Source organism: Pseudoalteromonas sp. C2R02, from assembly GCF_018860845.1.
GTDB lineage: Bacteria > Pseudomonadota > Gammaproteobacteria > Enterobacterales > Alteromonadaceae > Pseudoalteromonas.
This window is the reverse complement of sequence record NZ_JAHKQC010000040.1, coordinates 284,338-303,471: the sequence shown is the minus strand read 5'-3', so window position 1 is coordinate 303,471 and position 19,134 is coordinate 284,338. Positions and strand designations below refer to the sequence as shown.

Annotated in this window: 15 protein-coding genes and 2 pseudogenes; 9 read left to right on the top strand and 8 right to left on the bottom strand. The window is 36.2% G+C overall.

Features of this window, described 5'->3' with window-relative positions; translation table 11 throughout:
* Window positions 1–17 precede the first annotated feature (17 nt).
* On the top strand, window positions 18–1,001 hold the full coding sequence (gene rpoS / locus KO527_RS19380) for an RNA polymerase sigma factor RpoS (protein WP_216041905.1): 984 nt from the start codon (window positions 18–20) through the stop codon (window positions 999–1,001).
* A gap of 104 nt (window positions 1,002–1,105) precedes the next feature.
* On the opposite strand, the gene KO527_RS19375 is transcribed toward rpoS, so the two are convergent.
* Entirely contained in the window at window positions 1,106–1,450 is a 345-nt protein-coding gene (locus KO527_RS19375) for a DUF3718 domain-containing protein (RefSeq protein WP_216041904.1), read from the bottom strand.
* 231 nt (window positions 1,451–1,681) lie between these two features.
* Window positions 1,682–4,264 carry a DNA mismatch repair protein MutS gene (mutS, locus tag KO527_RS19370; RefSeq protein WP_216041903.1) on the bottom strand — a complete coding sequence of 861 codons (2,583 nt, stop codon included), beginning with the start codon at window positions 4,262–4,264 and terminating at the stop codon, window positions 1,682–1,684.
* Window positions 4,265–4,288: 24 nt separating this feature from the next.
* Here mutS and KO527_RS19365 point away from each other — a divergent pair, with 24 nt between their 5' ends.
* From KO527_RS19365 to KO527_RS19355, 3 genes are all read left to right on the top strand, one after another.
* Window positions 4,289–4,780, top strand: a complete 492-nt coding sequence (locus tag KO527_RS19365) for a nicotinamide-nucleotide amidohydrolase family protein (RefSeq protein WP_216041902.1) — start codon at window positions 4,289–4,291, stop codon at window positions 4,778–4,780.
* A gap of 80 nt (window positions 4,781–4,860) precedes the next feature.
* Window positions 4,861–5,895: a recombinase RecA gene (recA, locus tag KO527_RS19360; protein WP_216041901.1), complete on the top strand. Its 1,035-nt coding sequence runs from the start codon at window positions 4,861–4,863 to the stop codon at window positions 5,893–5,895.
* Window positions 5,896–5,994: 99 nt separating this feature from the next.
* The gene (locus KO527_RS19355; RefSeq protein WP_216041900.1) at window positions 5,995–7,110 is read left to right on the top strand and encodes an ABC transporter substrate-binding protein; all 1,116 of its coding nucleotides are present in this window, start codon (window positions 5,995–5,997) and stop codon (window positions 7,108–7,110) included.
* 63 nt (window positions 7,111–7,173) lie between these two features.
* Here the strand turns inward: KO527_RS19355 and KO527_RS19350 are convergent, their stop codons facing one another.
* Complete coding sequence (locus KO527_RS19350) at window positions 7,174–8,367, bottom strand: DcaP family trimeric outer membrane transporter (RefSeq protein ID WP_289847719.1); 1,194 nt, start codon at window positions 8,365–8,367, stop codon at window positions 7,174–7,176.
* A gap of 316 nt (window positions 8,368–8,683) precedes the next feature.
* Here KO527_RS19350 and acs point away from each other — a divergent pair, with 316 nt between their 5' ends.
* Entirely contained in the window at window positions 8,684–10,624 is a 1,941-nt protein-coding gene (gene acs / locus KO527_RS19345; RefSeq protein ID WP_216041898.1) for an acetate--CoA ligase, read from the top strand.
* Between the two features lie 83 nt (window positions 10,625–10,707).
* The gene (locus KO527_RS19340) at window positions 10,708–11,358 is read left to right on the top strand and encodes a response regulator transcription factor (RefSeq protein WP_216041897.1); all 651 of its coding nucleotides are present in this window, start codon (window positions 10,708–10,710) and stop codon (window positions 11,356–11,358) included.
* 175 nt (window positions 11,359–11,533) lie between these two features.
* On the opposite strand, the pseudogene KO527_RS26465 reads toward KO527_RS19340, so the two are convergent.
* From KO527_RS26465 to KO527_RS19330, 4 genes and pseudogenes are all read right to left on the bottom strand, one after another.
* Window positions 11,534–11,629: pseudogene (locus KO527_RS26465) on the bottom strand (formyltetrahydrofolate deformylase); the annotation flags it as partial.
* A gap of 20 nt (window positions 11,630–11,649) precedes the next feature.
* Window positions 11,650–11,745, bottom strand: a pseudogene (locus tag KO527_RS26070) (formyltetrahydrofolate deformylase); the annotation flags it as partial.
* A 20-nt stretch (window positions 11,746–11,765) separates the two neighbouring features.
* On the bottom strand, window positions 11,766–12,599 hold the full coding sequence (gene purU, locus KO527_RS19335) for a formyltetrahydrofolate deformylase (RefSeq protein ID WP_216041896.1): 834 nt from the start codon (window positions 12,597–12,599) through the stop codon (window positions 11,766–11,768).
* A gap of 90 nt (window positions 12,600–12,689) precedes the next feature.
* Complete coding sequence (locus KO527_RS19330; RefSeq protein ID WP_216041895.1) at window positions 12,690–15,362, bottom strand: bifunctional acetate--CoA ligase family protein/GNAT family N-acetyltransferase; 2,673 nt, start codon at window positions 15,360–15,362, stop codon at window positions 12,690–12,692.
* Between the two features lie 190 nt (window positions 15,363–15,552).
* On the opposite strand from KO527_RS19330, the gene KO527_RS19325 reads away from it, so the two are divergent.
* From KO527_RS19325 to KO527_RS19315, 3 genes are read left to right on the top strand one after another with little or no spacing between them, the layout of a single operon-like run.
* Window positions 15,553–15,927, top strand: a complete 375-nt coding sequence (locus KO527_RS19325; protein WP_216041894.1) for a cupin domain-containing protein — start codon at window positions 15,553–15,555, stop codon at window positions 15,925–15,927.
* Window positions 15,928–15,947: 20 nt separating this feature from the next.
* Entirely contained in the window at window positions 15,948–16,667 is a 720-nt protein-coding gene (locus KO527_RS19320) for an SIMPL domain-containing protein (protein WP_252733880.1), read from the top strand.
* Window positions 16,668–16,707: 40 nt separating this feature from the next.
* Window positions 16,708–17,574 (top strand): DUF1835 domain-containing protein, encoded by an 867-nt coding sequence (locus KO527_RS19315; protein ID WP_216041893.1) that lies wholly within the window; start codon window positions 16,708–16,710, stop codon window positions 17,572–17,574.
* A 9-nt stretch (window positions 17,575–17,583) separates the two neighbouring features.
* Here KO527_RS19315 and KO527_RS19310 read toward each other — a convergent pair whose 3' ends face one another.
* The gene (locus KO527_RS19310) at window positions 17,584–19,098 is read right to left on the bottom strand and encodes a diguanylate cyclase (RefSeq protein WP_216041892.1); all 1,515 of its coding nucleotides are present in this window, start codon (window positions 19,096–19,098) and stop codon (window positions 17,584–17,586) included.
* Window positions 19,099–19,134: the final 36 nt, after the last annotated feature.

Sequence of the window (19,134 nt, the reverse complement as noted above, 5' to 3'; positions counted from 1 at the left end):
TGATTAGGAGAATGCTTATGGGTGATACAGCTGAAACTATTAAGGAGATAACTATGGACGTCAAAATGGATGATGTAACTGAAAACGAGCCAAGTTCTGAGATTCTCGAAAAAGTTGAGCAAGAAGAATCGAAAGAAGAGAGCGCGTCAAAAACTGAAGTTGTTAAAAACTTAGACGCGACTCAACTATATTTAGGTGAAATTGGCTTTTCCCCTTTATTATCAGCAAAAGAAGAAGTATATTTTTCACGTAAAGCCCTCAAGGGTTGTGAAGCCTCAAGAAAACGTATGATTGAAAGTAATCTACGTCTAGTCGTAAAAATTGCCCGTCGTTATAATAATCGTGGTTTAGCATTGTTAGATCTAATAGAAGAAGGAAATTTAGGTCTGATCCGCGCTGTTGAAAAATTTGATCCTGAACGTGGTTTTAGATTTTCAACTTATGCAACCTGGTGGATAAGGCAAACCATTGAACGTGCAATTATGAATCAAACACGCACGATTAGATTACCGATTCACGTTGTAAAAGAATTAAATGTTTACCTCAGAACGGCACGAGAGCTAACACAGTCTTTAGATCATGAGCCCACAGCTGAAGAGATAGCTGCAAAACTTGATCGTCCCGTAGAAAGCGTTAATAAAATGCTCCGTCTAAATGAGCGAATCGGTTCTGTTGATACGCCAATTGGGGGAGATTCAGATAAAGTTTTATTAGATATTCTTGCCGATGAAAAAAGCGGTGGTCCAGATACACGTATTCAAGAAGATGATATTAAAGACAATATAATTCACTGGTTAGAAGAGCTAAACTCGAAACAAAGAGAAGTACTTGCACGCCGTTTCGGACTGCTGGGTTATGAACCCTCAACCTTAGAAGATGTTGGTAAAGAAATAGGTTTAACACGTGAACGTGTTCGTCAAATTCAGGTTGAAGCATTAAGACGACTAAAAGAAGTACTCAGTCATCAAGGTTTAAATATTGAATCTTTATTTCAACAATAAATCATGTGACATATAAACAGCTAAATTACTGTCACTAGTAAAACAAAAAGGTTTACTTATTTTAAGTAAACCTTTTTTAGTTAATAAACATACTTGTATTAAGTTTAGTTTATCCAAACCCAGTACTTTTCTTGCGGTAGACTTGCTATTTCTTTAATAGAAACTGAGCCTTTATTGATTTTATTTGCCGTTTTAGTTGCGTTATGCGTTAAAGCAAATTGATGTACGGATTCGCCATTGCACATAAGTTTATCTCTGATAGTGGCAATTTTTAAGTTGTATTCTCTAAGCTCTTCGCTTAGCTTCAAAATACTATTACTTTTAACAGCTATACAAGTTTCAGTTAACGCTGTTTTCATATAATCAGTCATAGGTGCTTCTGCATGAGCGAATGAGATTGATGCTCCTAAGACAGTCATTAAAGTTAATGCTAGTGAATATTTTTTCATTTTCCCTCTCCTGTGAGTGTGCACTCGCATATAACTTTAGAAGAAAGTAAATTTTTTTTATCAATAAAATGTTAGTGATTTATGATGATTTTGATTGAAGATGTAAGGTTTTGTGTAAGTGTTAATAATTCAGATAATTATAAAGCAAAGCAATTGAAGTTTTATATTTGAATTAAATTAAAAATAGCTCTCCTAGCCACAATTAGCAACTAGGAGAAAGTATTTTAGTTATTAAATTAAATCTTTTAACTTATAAAGTTGTTGCAACGCTTCTCTTGGTGTTAAATTATCAAGATCTAACCCTGATAATTCATCAATAGCAGGATGCGTTACTTCTTTAAAAGGTAATACAGTTTGATTTTCACTTGATCCTGTTGGGATTTCACTGATGCTTTGGTGGTTTTCTAACATATGCAATTTATGTTTGGCTTGTTTTATAACTGATTTTGGCACACCGGCAAGCGAGGCAACTTGCAAACCAAAGCTCTTACTTGCAGCACCATCTAACACCTTATGCATAAAGGCAATTGTATCATTATGCTCAACAGCGTCTAAATGTACGTTTGCTAGCTGTGGCAGCTGTTCTGGTAACTCAGTTAATTCAAAATAATGTGTTGCAAATAATGTTTTAGCTGAAATTTTATTTGCTAGGTATTCAGCAGTTGCCCATGCTAAAGATAAGCCATCGTAAGTACTAGTACCACGGCCAATTTCATCCATTAAAACTAAAGAATGCTTAGTGGCATTATTTAAAATATTAGCGGTTTCTGTCATTTCAACCATAAAAGTTGAACGCCCAGAGGCTAAGTCATCACTGGCACCAATACGCGTAAAAATACGATCGACTAAGCCAATTTTAGCTTTGCTGGCAGGTACAAAACAGCCGATATGTGCCATTAATACAATTAAAGCTGTTTGACGCATATAGGTTGATTTACCGCCCATATTTGGACCTGTAATGATCAGCATTTTACGATCTGGAGATAACTGAATTGGATTTGAGATAAATGGGTCTTTCATCACTTGCTCTACAACAGGATGACGACCTTGTAGAATGTCGATTACTTGTCCATCAACTAATGTCGGTTTGTGGTAATTTAGCGTTTCAGCACGTTCGGCAAAGTTATTAAGTACATCAAGTTCACTTAATGCTGCAGACATGATCTGTAATTTTTCAAGATCCGGAGCGATTAGATCAAATATCTCTTCATATAGTTTTTTCTCTAGGGCTAAAGCTTTACTTTGGCTGCCTAGCACTTTGTCTTCATGCTCTTTTAATTCAGGGATAATATATCTTTCATTATTTTTGAGTGTTTGTCTTCTGACATATTCAACAGGAACTTGTTCAGAATAGGCACGGCTGACTTCGATATAAAAACCATGAACACGATTATAACCTATCTTAAGTGTGGCAATCCCTGTGCGCTCACGCTCTCTTTGCTCTAGTTTTTCTAATGTATCTGTAGCGCCCTGACTTAAAGCGCGCCACTCATCAAGTTCTGAGTTATAGCCTTCGGCAATGACACCGCCATCACGAATCAGTACTGGAGGGTTATCAATAATCGCGTTTTCTAATAGGCTTTGTAGCTCAGGCAAGATTGGCGAACTATGTTTTATTTTTTGCAATCGTTTACTGCTAGTCTCTGATAACAGCTGCTGTAGTGGGTGTAATTCTTGTAAGGCATTTCTTAAGCGAGATAAATCTCTAGGGCGCGCTGAACGTAAAGCAAGTCTTGCAACAATACGCTCTATATCAGAAATACTTCTCAGTGATTGATGGATCTCAGGCGTTAAACCAGTATCAATTAATTCAGATAAGCTTTCTAGGCGGTTATTAAGAGTTTTATGGCATCGTGTAGGGGTGTGGATCCAACGTTTTAATAAACGTGATCCCATCGCTGTAGCTGTTTTATCAAGTACTTGAGCCAGTGTATTTTCAATAGAACCAGATAAATTAATTGTCAGCTCTAAGTTTTTTCTTGTGGCGGCGTCTAGTACAACATTGAGATCGTTTTGCTCTAAAGTGATAGATCTGATATGTGGTAGCGCAATTCTCTGAGTATCTTTTACATACTGCATTAAACAGCCTGCAGCGATTAAGCCTGTTTTAGCTTGATCAACACCAAAGCCTATTAAATCTTTAGTTTCGAATTGTTGGCATAAGAGTTTAGTGGCGGTATCTAAATCAAACTCCCAAAGGGGACGTCTTCTGCAGCCTTTAAATCCTTCAATTAAATGAAATGCTTTAAAGTCTTCAGGATAAAGTAGTTCAGCAGGTTGAATACGTTGTAAACTAGAATTTAGGGTTTCTTCATCGTCAGCTTCTAGGATATTAAATCGACCAGAGTTGATATCTAAATAAGCGAGACCAAAATGACCATTATCATTTTGCCACACAGCACTGAGTAAGTTGTCTTGTCTTTCTTGTAATAATGCTTCATCTGAAATAGTACCAGGCGTGACAATGCGTACAACTTTACGTTCAACAGGCCCTTTGCTGGTGGCAGGATCGCCAACTTGCTCACACAGTGCGACAGACTCACCCATTTGTACTAAGCGCGCTAAATAGTTTTCAACAGCGTGGTAGGGCACACCCGCCATTGGGATTGGATCACCACCGGCTTTGCCTCTATGAGTTTGTGATATATCTAGCAATTGTGCAGCTCTTTTAGCATCATCAAAAAATAATTCATAGAAATCACCCATGCGATAAAAAAGTAAGATCTCTCTATGATCTTTTTTAATTCGCAAATATTGCTGCATCATGGGTGTTTGTTGGCTTATAGTATGGTCAGAAAAAAGATCGATTGACATAAAAATTATCTATTTAGGCTAAATATGGAATTACAACAAGATATTACAGATCTCGCAGCTCAGTTAGGAGCTATTCTAACGGATAAATCACTTTGGATCACTACTGCTGAATCTTGTACCGGAGGCGGCATTAGTTATGCTTTAACTGATACACCCGGTAGTTCAGCTTATTTAGATCGTGCATTTGTTACTTACAGTAATACAGCAAAAAATGAATTATTGAATGTAAGAGAAACAACTTTACAAGTTTATGGGGCTGTAAGTGAGCAAACAGTAATAGAAATGGCACAAGGCGCTTGTATTGCTGCAAATGCAGATATAGCAATAACAGTATCAGGCATTGCAGGTCCCGGTGGGGCGACTGCGACAAAACCTGTGGGTACTGTATGGTTTTGTATTAGATATCTAGATGAAAACTATACATATTGTGAAATATTCCCAGGTGAAAGAGCTGAAGTTAGACTTCAAGTTATTGTTTTTGCTTTAAAAAAATTAATAAAACATATAAATTTATAAAATACGCTTGATACTGTGATTCTATACAGTATACTGAAGCCAATTAAGATTAAGAAATGCGCTAGATCTCGGAGAGATAAATGAACGATAACAAACAAAAAGCACTTAGTGCAGCAATGAGCCAAATTGAACGCCAATTCGGAAAAGGTTCAATTATGAAGCTTGGCGATACTAAAACTATGGATGTTGAAACTGTTTCTACAGGTTCTCTTGCACTAGATGTTGCTTTGGGTGTAGGTGGTTTACCTATGGGCCGTGTTGTTGAAATTTATGGACCGGAATCTAGTGGTAAAACAACCTTAACACTAGAAGTAATAGCACAAGCACAAAAATCTGGAAAAACATGTGCTTTTATCGATGCTGAGCATGCACTAGACCCTATTTATGCTCGTGCACTTGGTGTAGATACAAACGAATTATTAATCTCTCAACCTGATACAGGTGAGCAAGCTTTAGAAATTTGTGACATGTTAACGCGTTCTGGTGCAGTAGATTTAATCGTAGTAGATTCAGTAGCGGCATTAACACCTAAAGCAGAGATTGAAGGTGATATGGGTGACCATCACGTAGGTCTACAGGCGCGTTTAATGTCACAAGCACTACGTAAAATTACTGGTAACTTAAAACAGTCAAATACAATGATGATTTTCATTAACCAAATTCGTATGAAAATTGGTGTTATGTTTGGTAATCCAGAGACAACAACGGGTGGTAATGCGCTTAAATTTTATAGTTCTGTAAGATTGGACATCCGACGTACAGGTGCGATAAAAGAAGGAGATGAAGTTGTTGGTAATGAAACTCGTGTGAAAGTTGTTAAAAATAAAGTATCAGCACCGTTTAAGCAGGCTGAATTCCAAATTGTTTATGGTAATGGTATTTCAAGAGAAGGCGAGCTAATTGACTTAGGTGTTAAGCATAATTTGGTTCAAAAAGCCGGCTCTTGGTACAGCTATGGTACAGAACGTATTGGTCAAGGTAAGGCTAATGCAATGAAGTACATGGTAGAGCACCCTGAAGCTGCAAATGAATTAGATACTAATCTGAGAAATTTATTATTAACTGGTGAAATTATGGTTGATGATGAAGAGGCTGATGTTAAAGAAGAAGTATAATAAAACTTAATTAGAAGTTTAAACAAAAACGCAGCTTAGGCTGCGTTTTTTTGTTTTAGAGACTAGTATTTAATGAGATGAAAAAAACCGGGAAGGAGTATGAATTTAAGAATAGTATTTCTATTTATCAGTATTATTTTTTTGAATAACGCCTTAGCAGCTAAAAACAATTTAAATGTGCTACTTATAAACCCCTCAATTGAAAATGACCCTTTTTGGCATCAAGTTGAAGCGCTTACCAAAAAAGCTGCAGAAGATTTAGATATTAAACTAGATGTGATTTACGGTAATGGAAATCGGTTTATTCAACTACAAGTGCTTAAAAAATACTTGTCTCAAAATGAAGCTCCAGACTATATCATGTTAGTCAATTACCCTGGAGGTGCTTTAAATACATTTGATTTTCTTGCGAAATACCCAGTTAAAATTATTACTTTAGAACAAACTATCTCAGGTAAAGAAAAAAAATCAATTGGACATCCTAATGGAAAGTTTAAGAATTGGGTTGGTGAAATATTTCATGATAATAAAAAAGCTTCGCAATTATTAGCCAGTAGATTGTTTGAAAAGGCAAAAAAGAAAGGTAAACCTTTAATTGTAGCTGGGATCAGTGGCCATTTTGGTTCTGAATCAGCGATACGAAATAGTGGCTTAGTTGCTGTTGTTGATTCTTACCAAGCTGAATTAAAACAAATCGTCTACGCACAGTGGTCTAGAGAAGACGCTTATACTAAAACATTTAAATTATTAAAAAGGTATCCAAATATATCTATTCTTTGGTGTGCATCAGATGAAATGGCTTTAGGGGCTATTAATGCAATAAAAAGAATGGGATTAAAACCAGGAAAAGATATTTTTGTAGGCGGTTTTGACTGGATTAAAGAAGGTATCAACAGCATCAAAAAAAATGAAATGACTGCTTCTGTAGGAGGTCACTTTATGATGGGAGCTTGGGGGCTATTAGCTATTTATGATAAAGAGTTTGGCATTGATAGACTTAAAAAAGGAAATGAAAGTACTTTCGAATTAGAATTGATAGAAAGTGATAATATTGCAGCTTATTCAGCTTTATTTAATCAAAAGTTTTTAATGGAGGTTGATTTCAAACGGCTTAGTTTGTTTCATTCACCTACTCAAACTAGTAGCAGCTTTAAATTAACGGATATATTGAAAGTAAATACAACAGATACAACAAAAAAAACAAATACAAACTAAGTTAAGTTGGCAGAATAATAGTAAAAGCGACCTAAATAGATCGCTTTAGGGGGCTAAATATGATTAAAAAGCGTATTTAGCTGAAAATTGTAATCGGTTCATATCACCATCTACACCATTTTCAACTTCACGCTGTGCATGTTTTAGTTCAATACCAAATGTGAGTTTTTTCTCAGGAGAGTAAAGTAAATTAGCACTGTAGCTCATGCTTGATTTAGTCGGATTACCTGTTAAGTTCAGTAAATCAGGATCATTATCTATGTCAATAAAAGAGTACATTAGGGTAGATCTAAACTGGTCGCTCCAATGATGTTGATAAGCTGCAAAACCAGATGTTGAATCTATAGTATCTATATTATTATCATCTGTTAATACGCCTCCATGAGCGACATTTAAACCAACATAGCGCCCTAAACCTGCACCTTGATTTAGCATAAACTTAAAGTTATTTTTGCCCATATTTAATCGACCAGAAACACTTATACCATAAGCACTTTCATCGGCATCATAACTTGCTGTTTTGTAGGTTAACTGTCTTACTAAGCCTGCTACAGCAATATGGCCCCAATCTGTTTTATGAGTATATTTAACATTAAAATCAGGAAGACTTGCATCATCTGTTTCCATGCGAGCGCCATTTACAGTCACTGTGCTTTCAGGGTTTTCAACAGAGAAAGATAAACCACCTGTGGTATATCTAATTTGTGGCTGGCGTACAAATATAGTGCCTTCAGCAGGACCTACAAAATCTAAAGTTTCAGGTAATGCACTTACATTTTGAAAGTTCGACCAAGCTTGGCCAAATAACCAACCATCATAAGTAACAAATGCTTGTCGTATTCTAGGAGCATAAGAGTTTGACACGCGCTCATTTCCACCAGGTGATACAATAAAATCAAGTTCGATTTTAGTTTTGATTGTTTTTCCGCTGTCTAATTTAGTCAGTGTCGCAAAGTTAAAACGAGATTGGCGAGCATGCATATCAAAAACGGCATCTGGGCTATTAGTACCATCGCCTACAGGTGTTGTGCTTGGCACATAAAAGTCACGGCCAAGACCATCATATACACTGCCATCAGAAGAAGCGTCAGAATAATCAGTCCACATAGAGTCTAATTTTACATAACCACCATATTTTACTTCTGTATTGTCAAGGTTAGCGGCATATGCAGATGTACTGATAGCAGATAAAACCGCTAAAGCAGTGAGAGATTTCATTAATTTTATATTTTTCATTGTTGTATCCCGTTTAAACAAATATCACTTGTTGTTAACACTAGATTCATTTATGAGCAGTAATTGCTCAATTATCTTTTGGTCTATAAGACTAAGGTGTAACAAGCTGCAGGCAGAAACTTAATTTTTTACTTTTAAAAAGAAAAAATGTTATTTAAATGTTAAGGTTTATATCTGAATTTTGAAATTATTACATAGAGTCTAGAGTTTAATTATAACTTAACAACTTGATCTTTAATGAAGAAATTAGAGATTCATACTAAAGTCTAATGTTTTAACTTTGGTAGCTGAGTAATTCTTGCTGCAAGCAAGAAGCAAATAAATTAGGGAAACAGTTATGACACAGAGTATTTACCCAATACCATCTTCAGTAAAAGAGTCTGCAATTATTAATGAAGAGAAGTATTTAGAGCTTTATAAATGGTCTCTTGAAGACCCTGAAGCTTTTTGGAAAGAGCAAGGTCAAAGACTGGATTGGTTTAAACCTTATACTACTGCAAAAAATACTTCTTTTGATAAAGGCCATGTTGATATTAAATGGTACGAAGATGGTCAACTAAATGCTTCTTATAACTGTATCGACCGTCACTTAAAAGATAAAGCCGATAAAGTTGCACTTATTTGGGAAGGTGATAATCCAGAATCGGTTGAACATATTACGTATCAAAAACTGCATGATGAAGTGTGTAAGCTAGCAAATGGATTAAGAAAGCTAGGTGTTAAAAAGGGCGATTGTGTAGCGATATATATGCCAATGACACCACAAGCAATTTATGCAATGCAAGCATGTGCGCGTATAGGCGCTGTGCATTCAGTTGTATTTGGTGGTTTCTCTCCTTCAGCAATCGCTGATCGTATCAAAAACTCAAATGCAAAAGTTGTGATCACTTCAGATCAAGGCCGACGTGCAGGTAACGTAGTACCACTAAAAGCAAATGTTGATGAAGCGGTATCACAAGATTCAGTTACCTCTATTGAGCATGTAATCGTGCATCAATTAACGGGTGGAGAAGTTGATTGGAATGAAAAAGATGTTTGGTGGCATGACTTAGTTGCTGATGAACCAACATCTTGTGAGCCAGAAGTAATGGATGCAGAAGATCCATTATTTATTTTATATACCTCAGGTTCCACAGGCCAACCTAAAGGCGTAGTGCATACCACTGGTGGTTATTTAGTTTATACATCACTAACTCATGAGTACGTATTTGACTTAAAAGAAGATGATGTCTTTTGGTGTAGTGCCGATGTAGGTTGGATCACAGGTCATAGTTATATTGCATATGGACCACTTGCAAATGGTTGCACACAAGTATTATTTGAAGGTGTACCAACTTATCCTACAGCGGGTCGTATGGGCGAAGTGGTAGATAAACATAAAGTATCAATCTTATATACAGCACCTACAGCGATCCGTGCATTAATGGCTAAAGGTGATGAACCAACAGCGAGTTCAAATCGTGAAAGTTTACGTATTTTAGGCTCGGTAGGTGAACCGATTAACCCTGAAGCTTGGAGCTGGTATTACGAACAGATTGGCAATAGCCAATGTCCAATCGTAGATACTTGGTGGCAAACAGAAACTGGCGGCATGATGATCACGCCATTACCTGGTGCAACACAAATGAAACCAGGCTCAGCAACAAGACCATTTTTTGGTATCGCACCAGCATTATTTGATGCGGAAGGGAATGCATTAGAGGGTGAGGCTGAAGGTAACTTAGTTATTTTAGATAGCTGGCCAGCACAAGCGCGTACAGTTTATGGTGATCATGAACGATTTGAGCAAACTTATTTCTCTGCGTATCCAGGCGTCTACTTTACGGGTGATGGCTGTCGCCGTGATGAAGATGGATATTACTGGATCACAGGTCGCGTTGATGATGTATTAAATGTATCAGGTCATAGATTAGGCACGGCTGAGATTGAAAGTGCGCTTGTAGCACATGAGGCCGTAGCTGAAGCTGCAGTTGTAGGTTACCCACATGAAATTAAAGGCCAAGGTATTTATGTTTACTTAACACCAAATGATGGTGTATCAATTACAGATGAGCTAACTAAAGAAGTGCGTAATCATGTACGTAAAGAGCTTAGCCCAATCGCATCACCAGATATGATCCAATGGTCACCTGGTTTACCAAAAACCCGCTCAGGTAAGATTATGCGTCGTATCTTACGTAAAATAGCTGCAAATGAACATCAACAATTAGGTGATACTTCAACACTTGCAGATCCTACGGTAGTTGAAGAGTTAATTGAAAACCGTCTTAATCGTTAATAGCTTGCTTAAGTATTAATTAAATGAGTAATATAATGGCTGTTGTCTAACTGGGATAACAGCCATTTTTTTAGGAGTAAACTATGAGCAAGTTTTTGATAGCGGATGATCACCCTTTATTTCGTGAAGCATTAAAAGGAGCGCTTGAGAACGCTTTTAGTGAGCTGGCTGTATTTGAGTCCGATAACTTTAAATCCACCCTTGAAATTTTAGCAAAAGAAGATGATCTAGATATCTTATTGTTAGATCTACATATGCCGGGTAATGATGATTTATATGGTTTAATTAGGATCCGCGAAGATCATCCTGATCTGCCAATCGCAGTAGTATCAGGCAGTGAAGAAATCAGTGTTGTATCTAAAGTAATGGCGTATGGTGCTCTGGGTTTTATCCCTAAATCCTCATCATCGGTAGAGATTGCTGCTGCAATTAATGAAATTTTAGAAGGCGAAACTTGGTTGCCTGAGGCAATGAAAGATAAGGTTAATCAATTATCAGGAGATGAAGTTAAAGTGGCGACACAAGTTGCATCTTTAACACCACAACAATATAAAGTGTTGAGTTATTTGCATGAAGGTCTATTGAATAAACAGATTGCATATGAATTAAATATCTCTGAAGCAACGGTTAAAGCGCATATTACTGCTATTTTCAGAAAGTTAGGTGTTTATAATCGCACTCAAGCCGTATTGATTGCTTCTAAACTACAATTAGAGTCTCCTGTAGAAGCTTAAAAATGTTCTAAAGTTTAATTATCCCCGAACTTTAATCGGGGATATATTTATTACATTCTCTTACTTAAACACTACCGTTTTATTACCATTAACAAACAGTCACGCCCACTGGCTAACTGCAGCGCCTTACGGAATATATTGGTTTTTTCTACATCTATAAAGCTTTAATCAAAACCTACTTAAAGATCAGTGTTTTATTACCATTAACAAACAGTCTATGCTCTCTGGCTAACTGCAGCGCCTTAAGGAATATATTGATTTTTTCTACATCTATAAAGCTTTAATCAAAACCTACTTAAAGACCACTGTTTTATTACCATTAACAAACAGTCTATGCTCACTGGCTAACTGCAGCGCCTTACGGAATATATTGATTTTTTCTACATCTATAAAGCTTTAATCAAAACCTACTTAAAGACCACTGTTTTATTACCATTAACAAACAGTCTATGCTCACTGGCTAACTGCAGCGCCTTACAGAACACAGTCTTTTCTACATCTCGGCCTAATCTAGCTAAAGATTCAGCGTCATCATCATGAGTCACATGAATGACATCTTGCATGATAATAGGGCCTTCATCTAACTCATCAGTTACATAATGGGCAGTCGCACCTATCATTTTAACACCACGTTCATAGGCTTGCTGGTAAGGTTTAGCGCCAATAAAAGCAGGTAAAAATGAATGGTGAATATTGATTACTTTACCGCTGAAACGTTTTACAAAATCACTGCTTAAAATACGCATATATTTTGCTAAGCCTATAATATCAGGTTGATAGAATTCTATTTGTTTGGCAACCGCTTCATCATGTTCTACTCGCGTTAGATCTTGATGACTAATAAAGTGATAAGGTACATTAAACCCGATAGCCAGTGGTTTTAGTGTTTCATAATTTGAGATCACAGCAACAACTTCAATGTTGAGCGCGTCTTCAAAATACTTTAATAAAACACCGCCTAAGCAATGGGCTTCTTTAGTTGCTAATAAAACCACACGCATTTTTTCTTGACCAACCAACTCTAGATTACAATCGTTTGGTAGTTGGGCTTTTAATTCTTCAAGAAAATTAACTTTGGTAAAGTCACCTTGAAGTTCCGTGCGCATAAAAAATCTTTCATTGATATTATCAACAAATTCGTTATTTTTTATGATATTTAATTTATGTTCATAACAAAGCCCGGTGATTTTGGCGATTAAACCTTTTTCATCTGGGCAGTCTGTTAGTAATACTTTTTTCATCTCATTCCCCTTTAATGTCCAAGTAGACTGCTGTTTACTTGAATCAAATAGCTCATCATTATTTGACAAAGGGGACAAGATTGGAAGTATTTATTTCATTAAATTTAAATTCATTGTCACTGTGCCTTCTTCAAAATCTCGGGCGATTTTAAAACCCAGTTTACGAGCCAGTTCAATCATGCCGGTATTTTCAGGCAAGGTAATACCTGAAACTAAACCAACACCTTGATGTTTACAATGATCTATCGCAATTTGTAATAGCACGCGACCTAACCCTAAACCTTTTTGATCTGAACGGATCACTATGGCAAACTCTGCTTCAAGGTTGTCGGGATCCATTAATACACGAGAGACGCCTAAAGTATGTGATTTACCATCTAGTTTTTGTGTGACGATAAATGCCATTTCTCGGTCATAATCTATTTGTGTCATTTTAGCTAATTGATCATGACTAAATTCAGGTAATTCACCAAAAAATCGTTTGTATCTATCCTCTTTATCTAGCGCCAGATCAAAAGCCCTATGAGACTCTTCATCTTCTGGTTTTATCGGTCTTAAAAGCGCTGTTTCGCCATTTTTAAGTATGATCTGCCTCTCAAGCTCCTTTGGGTATGGACGAATAGACAAACGTTTAAAGCCAATTTTAGGTTGGTACTTTTTCAGTTGAATCACAGCATCTAGTACTAAAAATTTTCCGCCGCTTGCCAGTACAGGATTGAGCTCAATACTATTAATATTACTTTGTTCAACAATCAGTTGTGATACGCGGGTTAGTAGGGCGCATAAAGTATATTTGTCTATTTTATCAGGTAAGTGCTTTTCTTTAATTAAACCTTTATCTTGTGCTGCTGCGATTAAGTATTTGGCTAAGTTCATATTGAGAGGCGGTAATGCAACGGCAGCTTGCTCATAATTTAAGCCTGTACCAGATTCGCCAAGCAAGATTACAGGGCCAAAGTTAGGATCGGTTTTTACAGCGATACGTAACTCTTGTGAGCCTGCTCTGGGCGCCATTTTTTGTAATGAAAAGCCTTCGATTTTGGCATCTGGATAGGTATTTTTTATCCTTAATAACATGGCAAAAGCGGTTTGTTCAACTTCATCGGGGTCATTAAGGTTCAGGACTACACCACCTACATCTGATTTTGATGAAATACTTGGGCTAATGAGTTTTAAAGCGATGGGAAAGCCCATTTCTATCGCTTGCTCTCTCGCATCAGTGGGTGTTAAAGCTGCTTTTGTATCTATGGTATTGATCCCATATTGATCTAAAATATGCTTAGATTGATGAGTAGATAAATAATGTTCATTATTAGCGATGTGATCATTTATTATATTCTCAATCTGGATTGGGTTGTGATTAGATGATTCCAATAAAGACTCTGGTGTTTGCGTTAAATGCTTTTGGTTTCTGCGATATTGGATTAAGTGCATAAATGCACCGACTGCACCTTCTGGTGTTCTATAAGTAGGTATCGCACCTTGAGTACATATTTTTCTTGCCTTAAAAGCGGCTTCTTCACCCATAAAATTAGTTAATACATAAGGGCGCTGCATTTTTGGAATATTATTAACAGTTTCAACAATTATTTTTGCATAATCTTCACTTGGAGCCAGTGCTGACGGACTATGTAAAATTAATAAGTTTTCAACTTCAGGCGCTTTAAGCAGAATTTCAAGTGCTTTTTTATATCGCGATGGATCTGAGTCACCAAAAATATCAATAGGATTATTTGCCATATCTTCTTGAGGTAAAACTTTGTTTAATAATGCGATAGTGTCATCGCTTAACTGGGTTAACTTTCCAGATGTTTGCGTTAAACTATCAACAGCCATAACGCCAGGACCACCGCCATTCGTTAAGATGGTCAGTTGCTCTACTTTTAACAGTTTAGGGTGTAGTGCTAGGGTCTGAGTTGCTGCAAATAATTCGCGTAAATCATTTACTCTGAGCATACCGGCGCGTTGAAACATGGCATCGTAAATTGCATCTGAACTCGTATTGCCACCAGTATGTTGTTGCGCTGCTATTGCACCTGCTTGAGTTTTACCTGTTTTAATGGCGATAATAGGTTTACTAATAGCCGCGGCTCTTGCTGCTGAAATAAATCGACGAGTATCTTCTATATTATCGATATAAAGCAAGATAGCTTGAGTTTTGGCATCGCGACCTAGAAAATCTATTAACTGAGCAAAATCTATATCGATGCAATCGCCCATAGATACGAAGTATGAAAACCCGATGCCTCTATTTTGTGCCCAATCTAATATGGTTGAACAAACTGCTGCTGATTGCGAAATAAAAGCGATTTTACCTTGAGATGCAACAGTATGTGAAAAGCTGGCATTTAAACCAATACTGGGGATCAGTAAGCCTAAACAATTCGGTCCTAAAATACTTACGCCAGCAACTTTTGCCACTTCTTTTAGCTGATGTTTATGTTCAGTTTTAAAGCCTGAAGCAATTAAAATAGCGTATTTGCATCCTTTGGCGCCTAACTCTTCAATGAGCTTAAATGATAAATGTTTATTTGTGCAGACAATAGCGAGATCGGGTACTTGAGGCAGATCAGAAATAGTTGGATAAGCTAACACACCATGAACAGCTTTGTACTTAGGAGTAACAGGCATAACAGGGCCGTTAAAGCCACCTTGTAATAAATTTCTCATTACCACAAAACCTGCACGGTTTTCTTGATTTGATGCACCAATAACGGCAACTGATTTTGGATTGAAAAATTGGCTAATTCGCTTAACTGTCATATATGATCTTTGCCTTATGCTAATTTTAGTACTTTATCGATCCTGTGTTTATTATGCGACATTTATGGCTAATCCATTAGTCTAATATACGTTTAGTCGACTAATAATGTATAAGCTTTGATTTGGAACAATTCTTAGGTATCCTATTCGCAGATCAGGAACAAAAATAATAAAAATATAAAGGTAAATTATGACGCTCATGTTTATTTGTGCTGCATTAGGCACATCAATACTTAATTTAGACACATTAGTTGCTCAAGAGGATGCAAGCAAATTATCTGTGACTCAATTAGGCAGTGATAAACATGCAAGTGAATTTTTAATATCTATAGCAGATCAGGTGCCTTTACATATCCACAAACATCATACCGAGATCATTTATATTTTGGATGGTACAGGTGATATGACTATTAATGACAAAGTCGTTAAGATTAAAAAAGGCGACTATATACGCGTACCTGAAAATACCCAGCACGGTGTAACAGTAACATCCTCAAATCCTTTAAAAGTACTTTCAGTACAAACACCACAATATAAAGGTTTAGATAAACACTTAGTTGAATAAATCATATAAAGGGTTAAATTTTGCAAAAGAATTCTCGTATAAATAGTTTAATTGTCGGCGCTTCATTAATAATAGGCTTAATTGGTTTAGGTTTATCAATTAAAAGTGGATTGCTTACATTTAAGTCAATGGAGCGCTCAGTGGTTGTTAAAGGGCTTGCTGAACTTGAAGTGAATGCTGATACGGCTATTTGGCCAATTAAGTTTTCCGATGCAGGCAATGATTTAACGCAGCTAATGGAAAAGGTGCAAACAAAAAATCAGAGCATCATCGCATTTTTAAAGTTACATGGCTTTGATGATAATGAAATTACAATAGGCACACAATCGGTACATGATAAGCTTGCGACAGAATATTCTAATAATCAAAAGTTTAAATATCGTTATACCGTCGAATCATCTTTATCAGTATATACTCATTCACCGGATAAAGTATTAAATGCGAGCTCAAAAATAAGTGATTTAGCAAAACAAAATATTGTAATGCTAAGACAAGAATATAATAATAAATTACAGTTTTTATTTACTAAACTTAACGATATAAAACCTAAAATGGTGCAAACTGCGACACAAAATGCCCGAGAAGTAGCGCTAAAGTTTGCTAAAGACTCTGATTCCAAACTAGGTAAAATTAAATCTGCAAGACAAGGGCAATTTAGTATTTTAGATCGTGATTCAAATACGCCAAATATTAAAAAAGTGCGTGTGGTTTCAACAATCGAATACTATTTATCAGATTAAGTTATTTTTCAAAAATACTTTTATAAATGATAGGTTAATAATGATCCATATTACCAATGGTGATAGTGCTAATAGCTATTTAAAGAAAATAGGCATTCAAGGTCAATTTCAAGCATGGCACGATGTTTTGCATCATGGCCCTATTACGGAACAAACAGACTTAATAAAAATAAGTGAATATCGAAGTGAATTTCTAGCTGATTTTTTTTGCATTGCTTTGCCTGATGTAAAAGCCAAATTTAAACAAAGAGATGATGCATTACTTGCATTAGACCCGACCGATGAAATTGTATTATGGCTTACCCCTGAACTATTTGATTGTTTGATTGGATTGCAGTTTTTAGCTTGGTTTAAAAGCTCCCACATGGAGTCTAACAGCTTAAAAATCGTGATGCTGCCAGATCACTTACCACCCAGAGAACATAACGCAGAGCATGTTCAGCGTTATTTTCAAACAAGGTTCACTCCAGAAAAAGCCTTTTATGATTTAGCAAATACCGTATGGCAAGCTTTAATTTTTCCGGAGCAACTTCAAAGCACTAAGCTTAATCAATGTTTAGCGTTAGAATTTAAATATTGGCCTAGTTTAAAACTGGCGATTACACGGTTTTTAGAAGAAACACCGCCTAAACCTGAACTATCTCGGACGCAGTGGCAAATATTAGATATTTTGTCTGTTAAACCACTGTCATTGGCACAACTGTTTGGTGAAAACCAGCAGCTAGAAGAAATCCCTTTTATGGGAGATTTAAGCTTTTGGTCTATCTTAGAGCTAATGCGAGATTTAGTCGATATAGATACACAAGAATGCATTTTACATCAAGACTTAATGTTTTATCATTTACACCAAGTTGCATTATCTGATAATGGCATGAAGGTGATAACCGGAGATGGCTATTTAACTTAATAGTTATAATTAATAACTAGGGGTGGGTAAATGTGCTAATTCACTGGTATTACGACCGTTTGATTTAGCAAAATACAGCGCTTTATCAGCATACTCTAGTAGCATATGATAATTATTATCTGCATGTGCTCTTGTCAGTGCTAAGCCTATGCTTATCGTAAGTTGATTTGATGTTTCACTTTGTTCATGGACAATATCAAGTTCATTAATTTGTTTGTGTATACGCTTTGCTAATGTAAATAAACTCCGCTCATCGGTTTTATTAACGACAACTATAAACTCTTCTCCACCAATTCTACCGGCTAAATCATCGGGCCTAAATAATGACATTTCAATCGCATTAGCGACTTTAATCAGTGCCTCATCTCCCCCTATATGACCATAAAAATCATTATAGTTTTTGAAAAAGTCGATATCTATTATTAATACGCCAATCTCAGTTTTATAGCGACAGGCATTTCGCCAACTTCGCTCTAAAAAGTCATCAATTTCTCTGCGATTATAAAGGCCCGTTAAAGGGTCATGCGTTGCGTGATTAGCTAAAATATCTAGCCGCTTTTTATATCGAATATGAACCTTTAATCGCTCAAAGAAGCTGGTACTTTGTTCTGGCAAATGAAGATAATCTGACGCCCCCATATTAAATGCCTGCATTTCTTGATTGTGATGTTGATTATGTTGAAAGTAGACTATAGGTATCGTGTTACTTTTTTCTTCATTTATGCTATTGCATAAGCTAAATGACATATCTAACTGATTTTCAACTAGTACTAAACATGGGTTATTCGCTTCAGTACTTTTAAATAATTCAGATATCTTACTATGAAAAAACAGCTCAAAGCCTTCAGTTTCAGCAGCTAAATTTAAGATGTTTTTGCTCTCACTTAGGCATAATATATCTATGCGATCTTTGGCTTTAAAACCACATACATTGCTATTTTCATCTTTATTGGTAATGCCCAAACTAATAAAGTCATTTAAACTTTTTACATTTTGCAGGCCAAGCATGACTTCGCCATGTTGATCACTTAAAGCGGGTATGCGCAAATCAAAATCACCATGCAGCCACAGCTGTTGCCAAGCATCTAAACAGCTGGACAGATGTTTATCTAAAACAATAGGCGTGATTTCAAGTTCGATGCAAATTTGCTTTAAAATATCTTCATTAGAAATATCTTGGCTTTCAAGCCAGAGAGACTGATATATCTTCTTTCTGAAGGCTGCTGCTTTATCTGGTTGTTGCTCAGAAATGATATTGATGTAAGTATTTGCAAGCGCAGTATTCGGTATGATACTAGGGTTGATGATTTTTATTTCTGGTGCGCGTTTTAAAACTAATTGGTATTCCGTTTTGAGTAGTTCTAATTGTTTAGGATCTTTAGAGCTTGAATTGGCGCCAGGAGCATGTTGAATAACGCGCCATTCAACTTTATTTAATAATCCAAGGTTATCTAATCTTTGATGTAAAACGTAGCAAAAAGGGCAATTAAAGTCGGCATAAACGACCGTTTTTATATTTGGCAAACTCAACTCTCGGAATTTTTTATTCTTATTTTATAA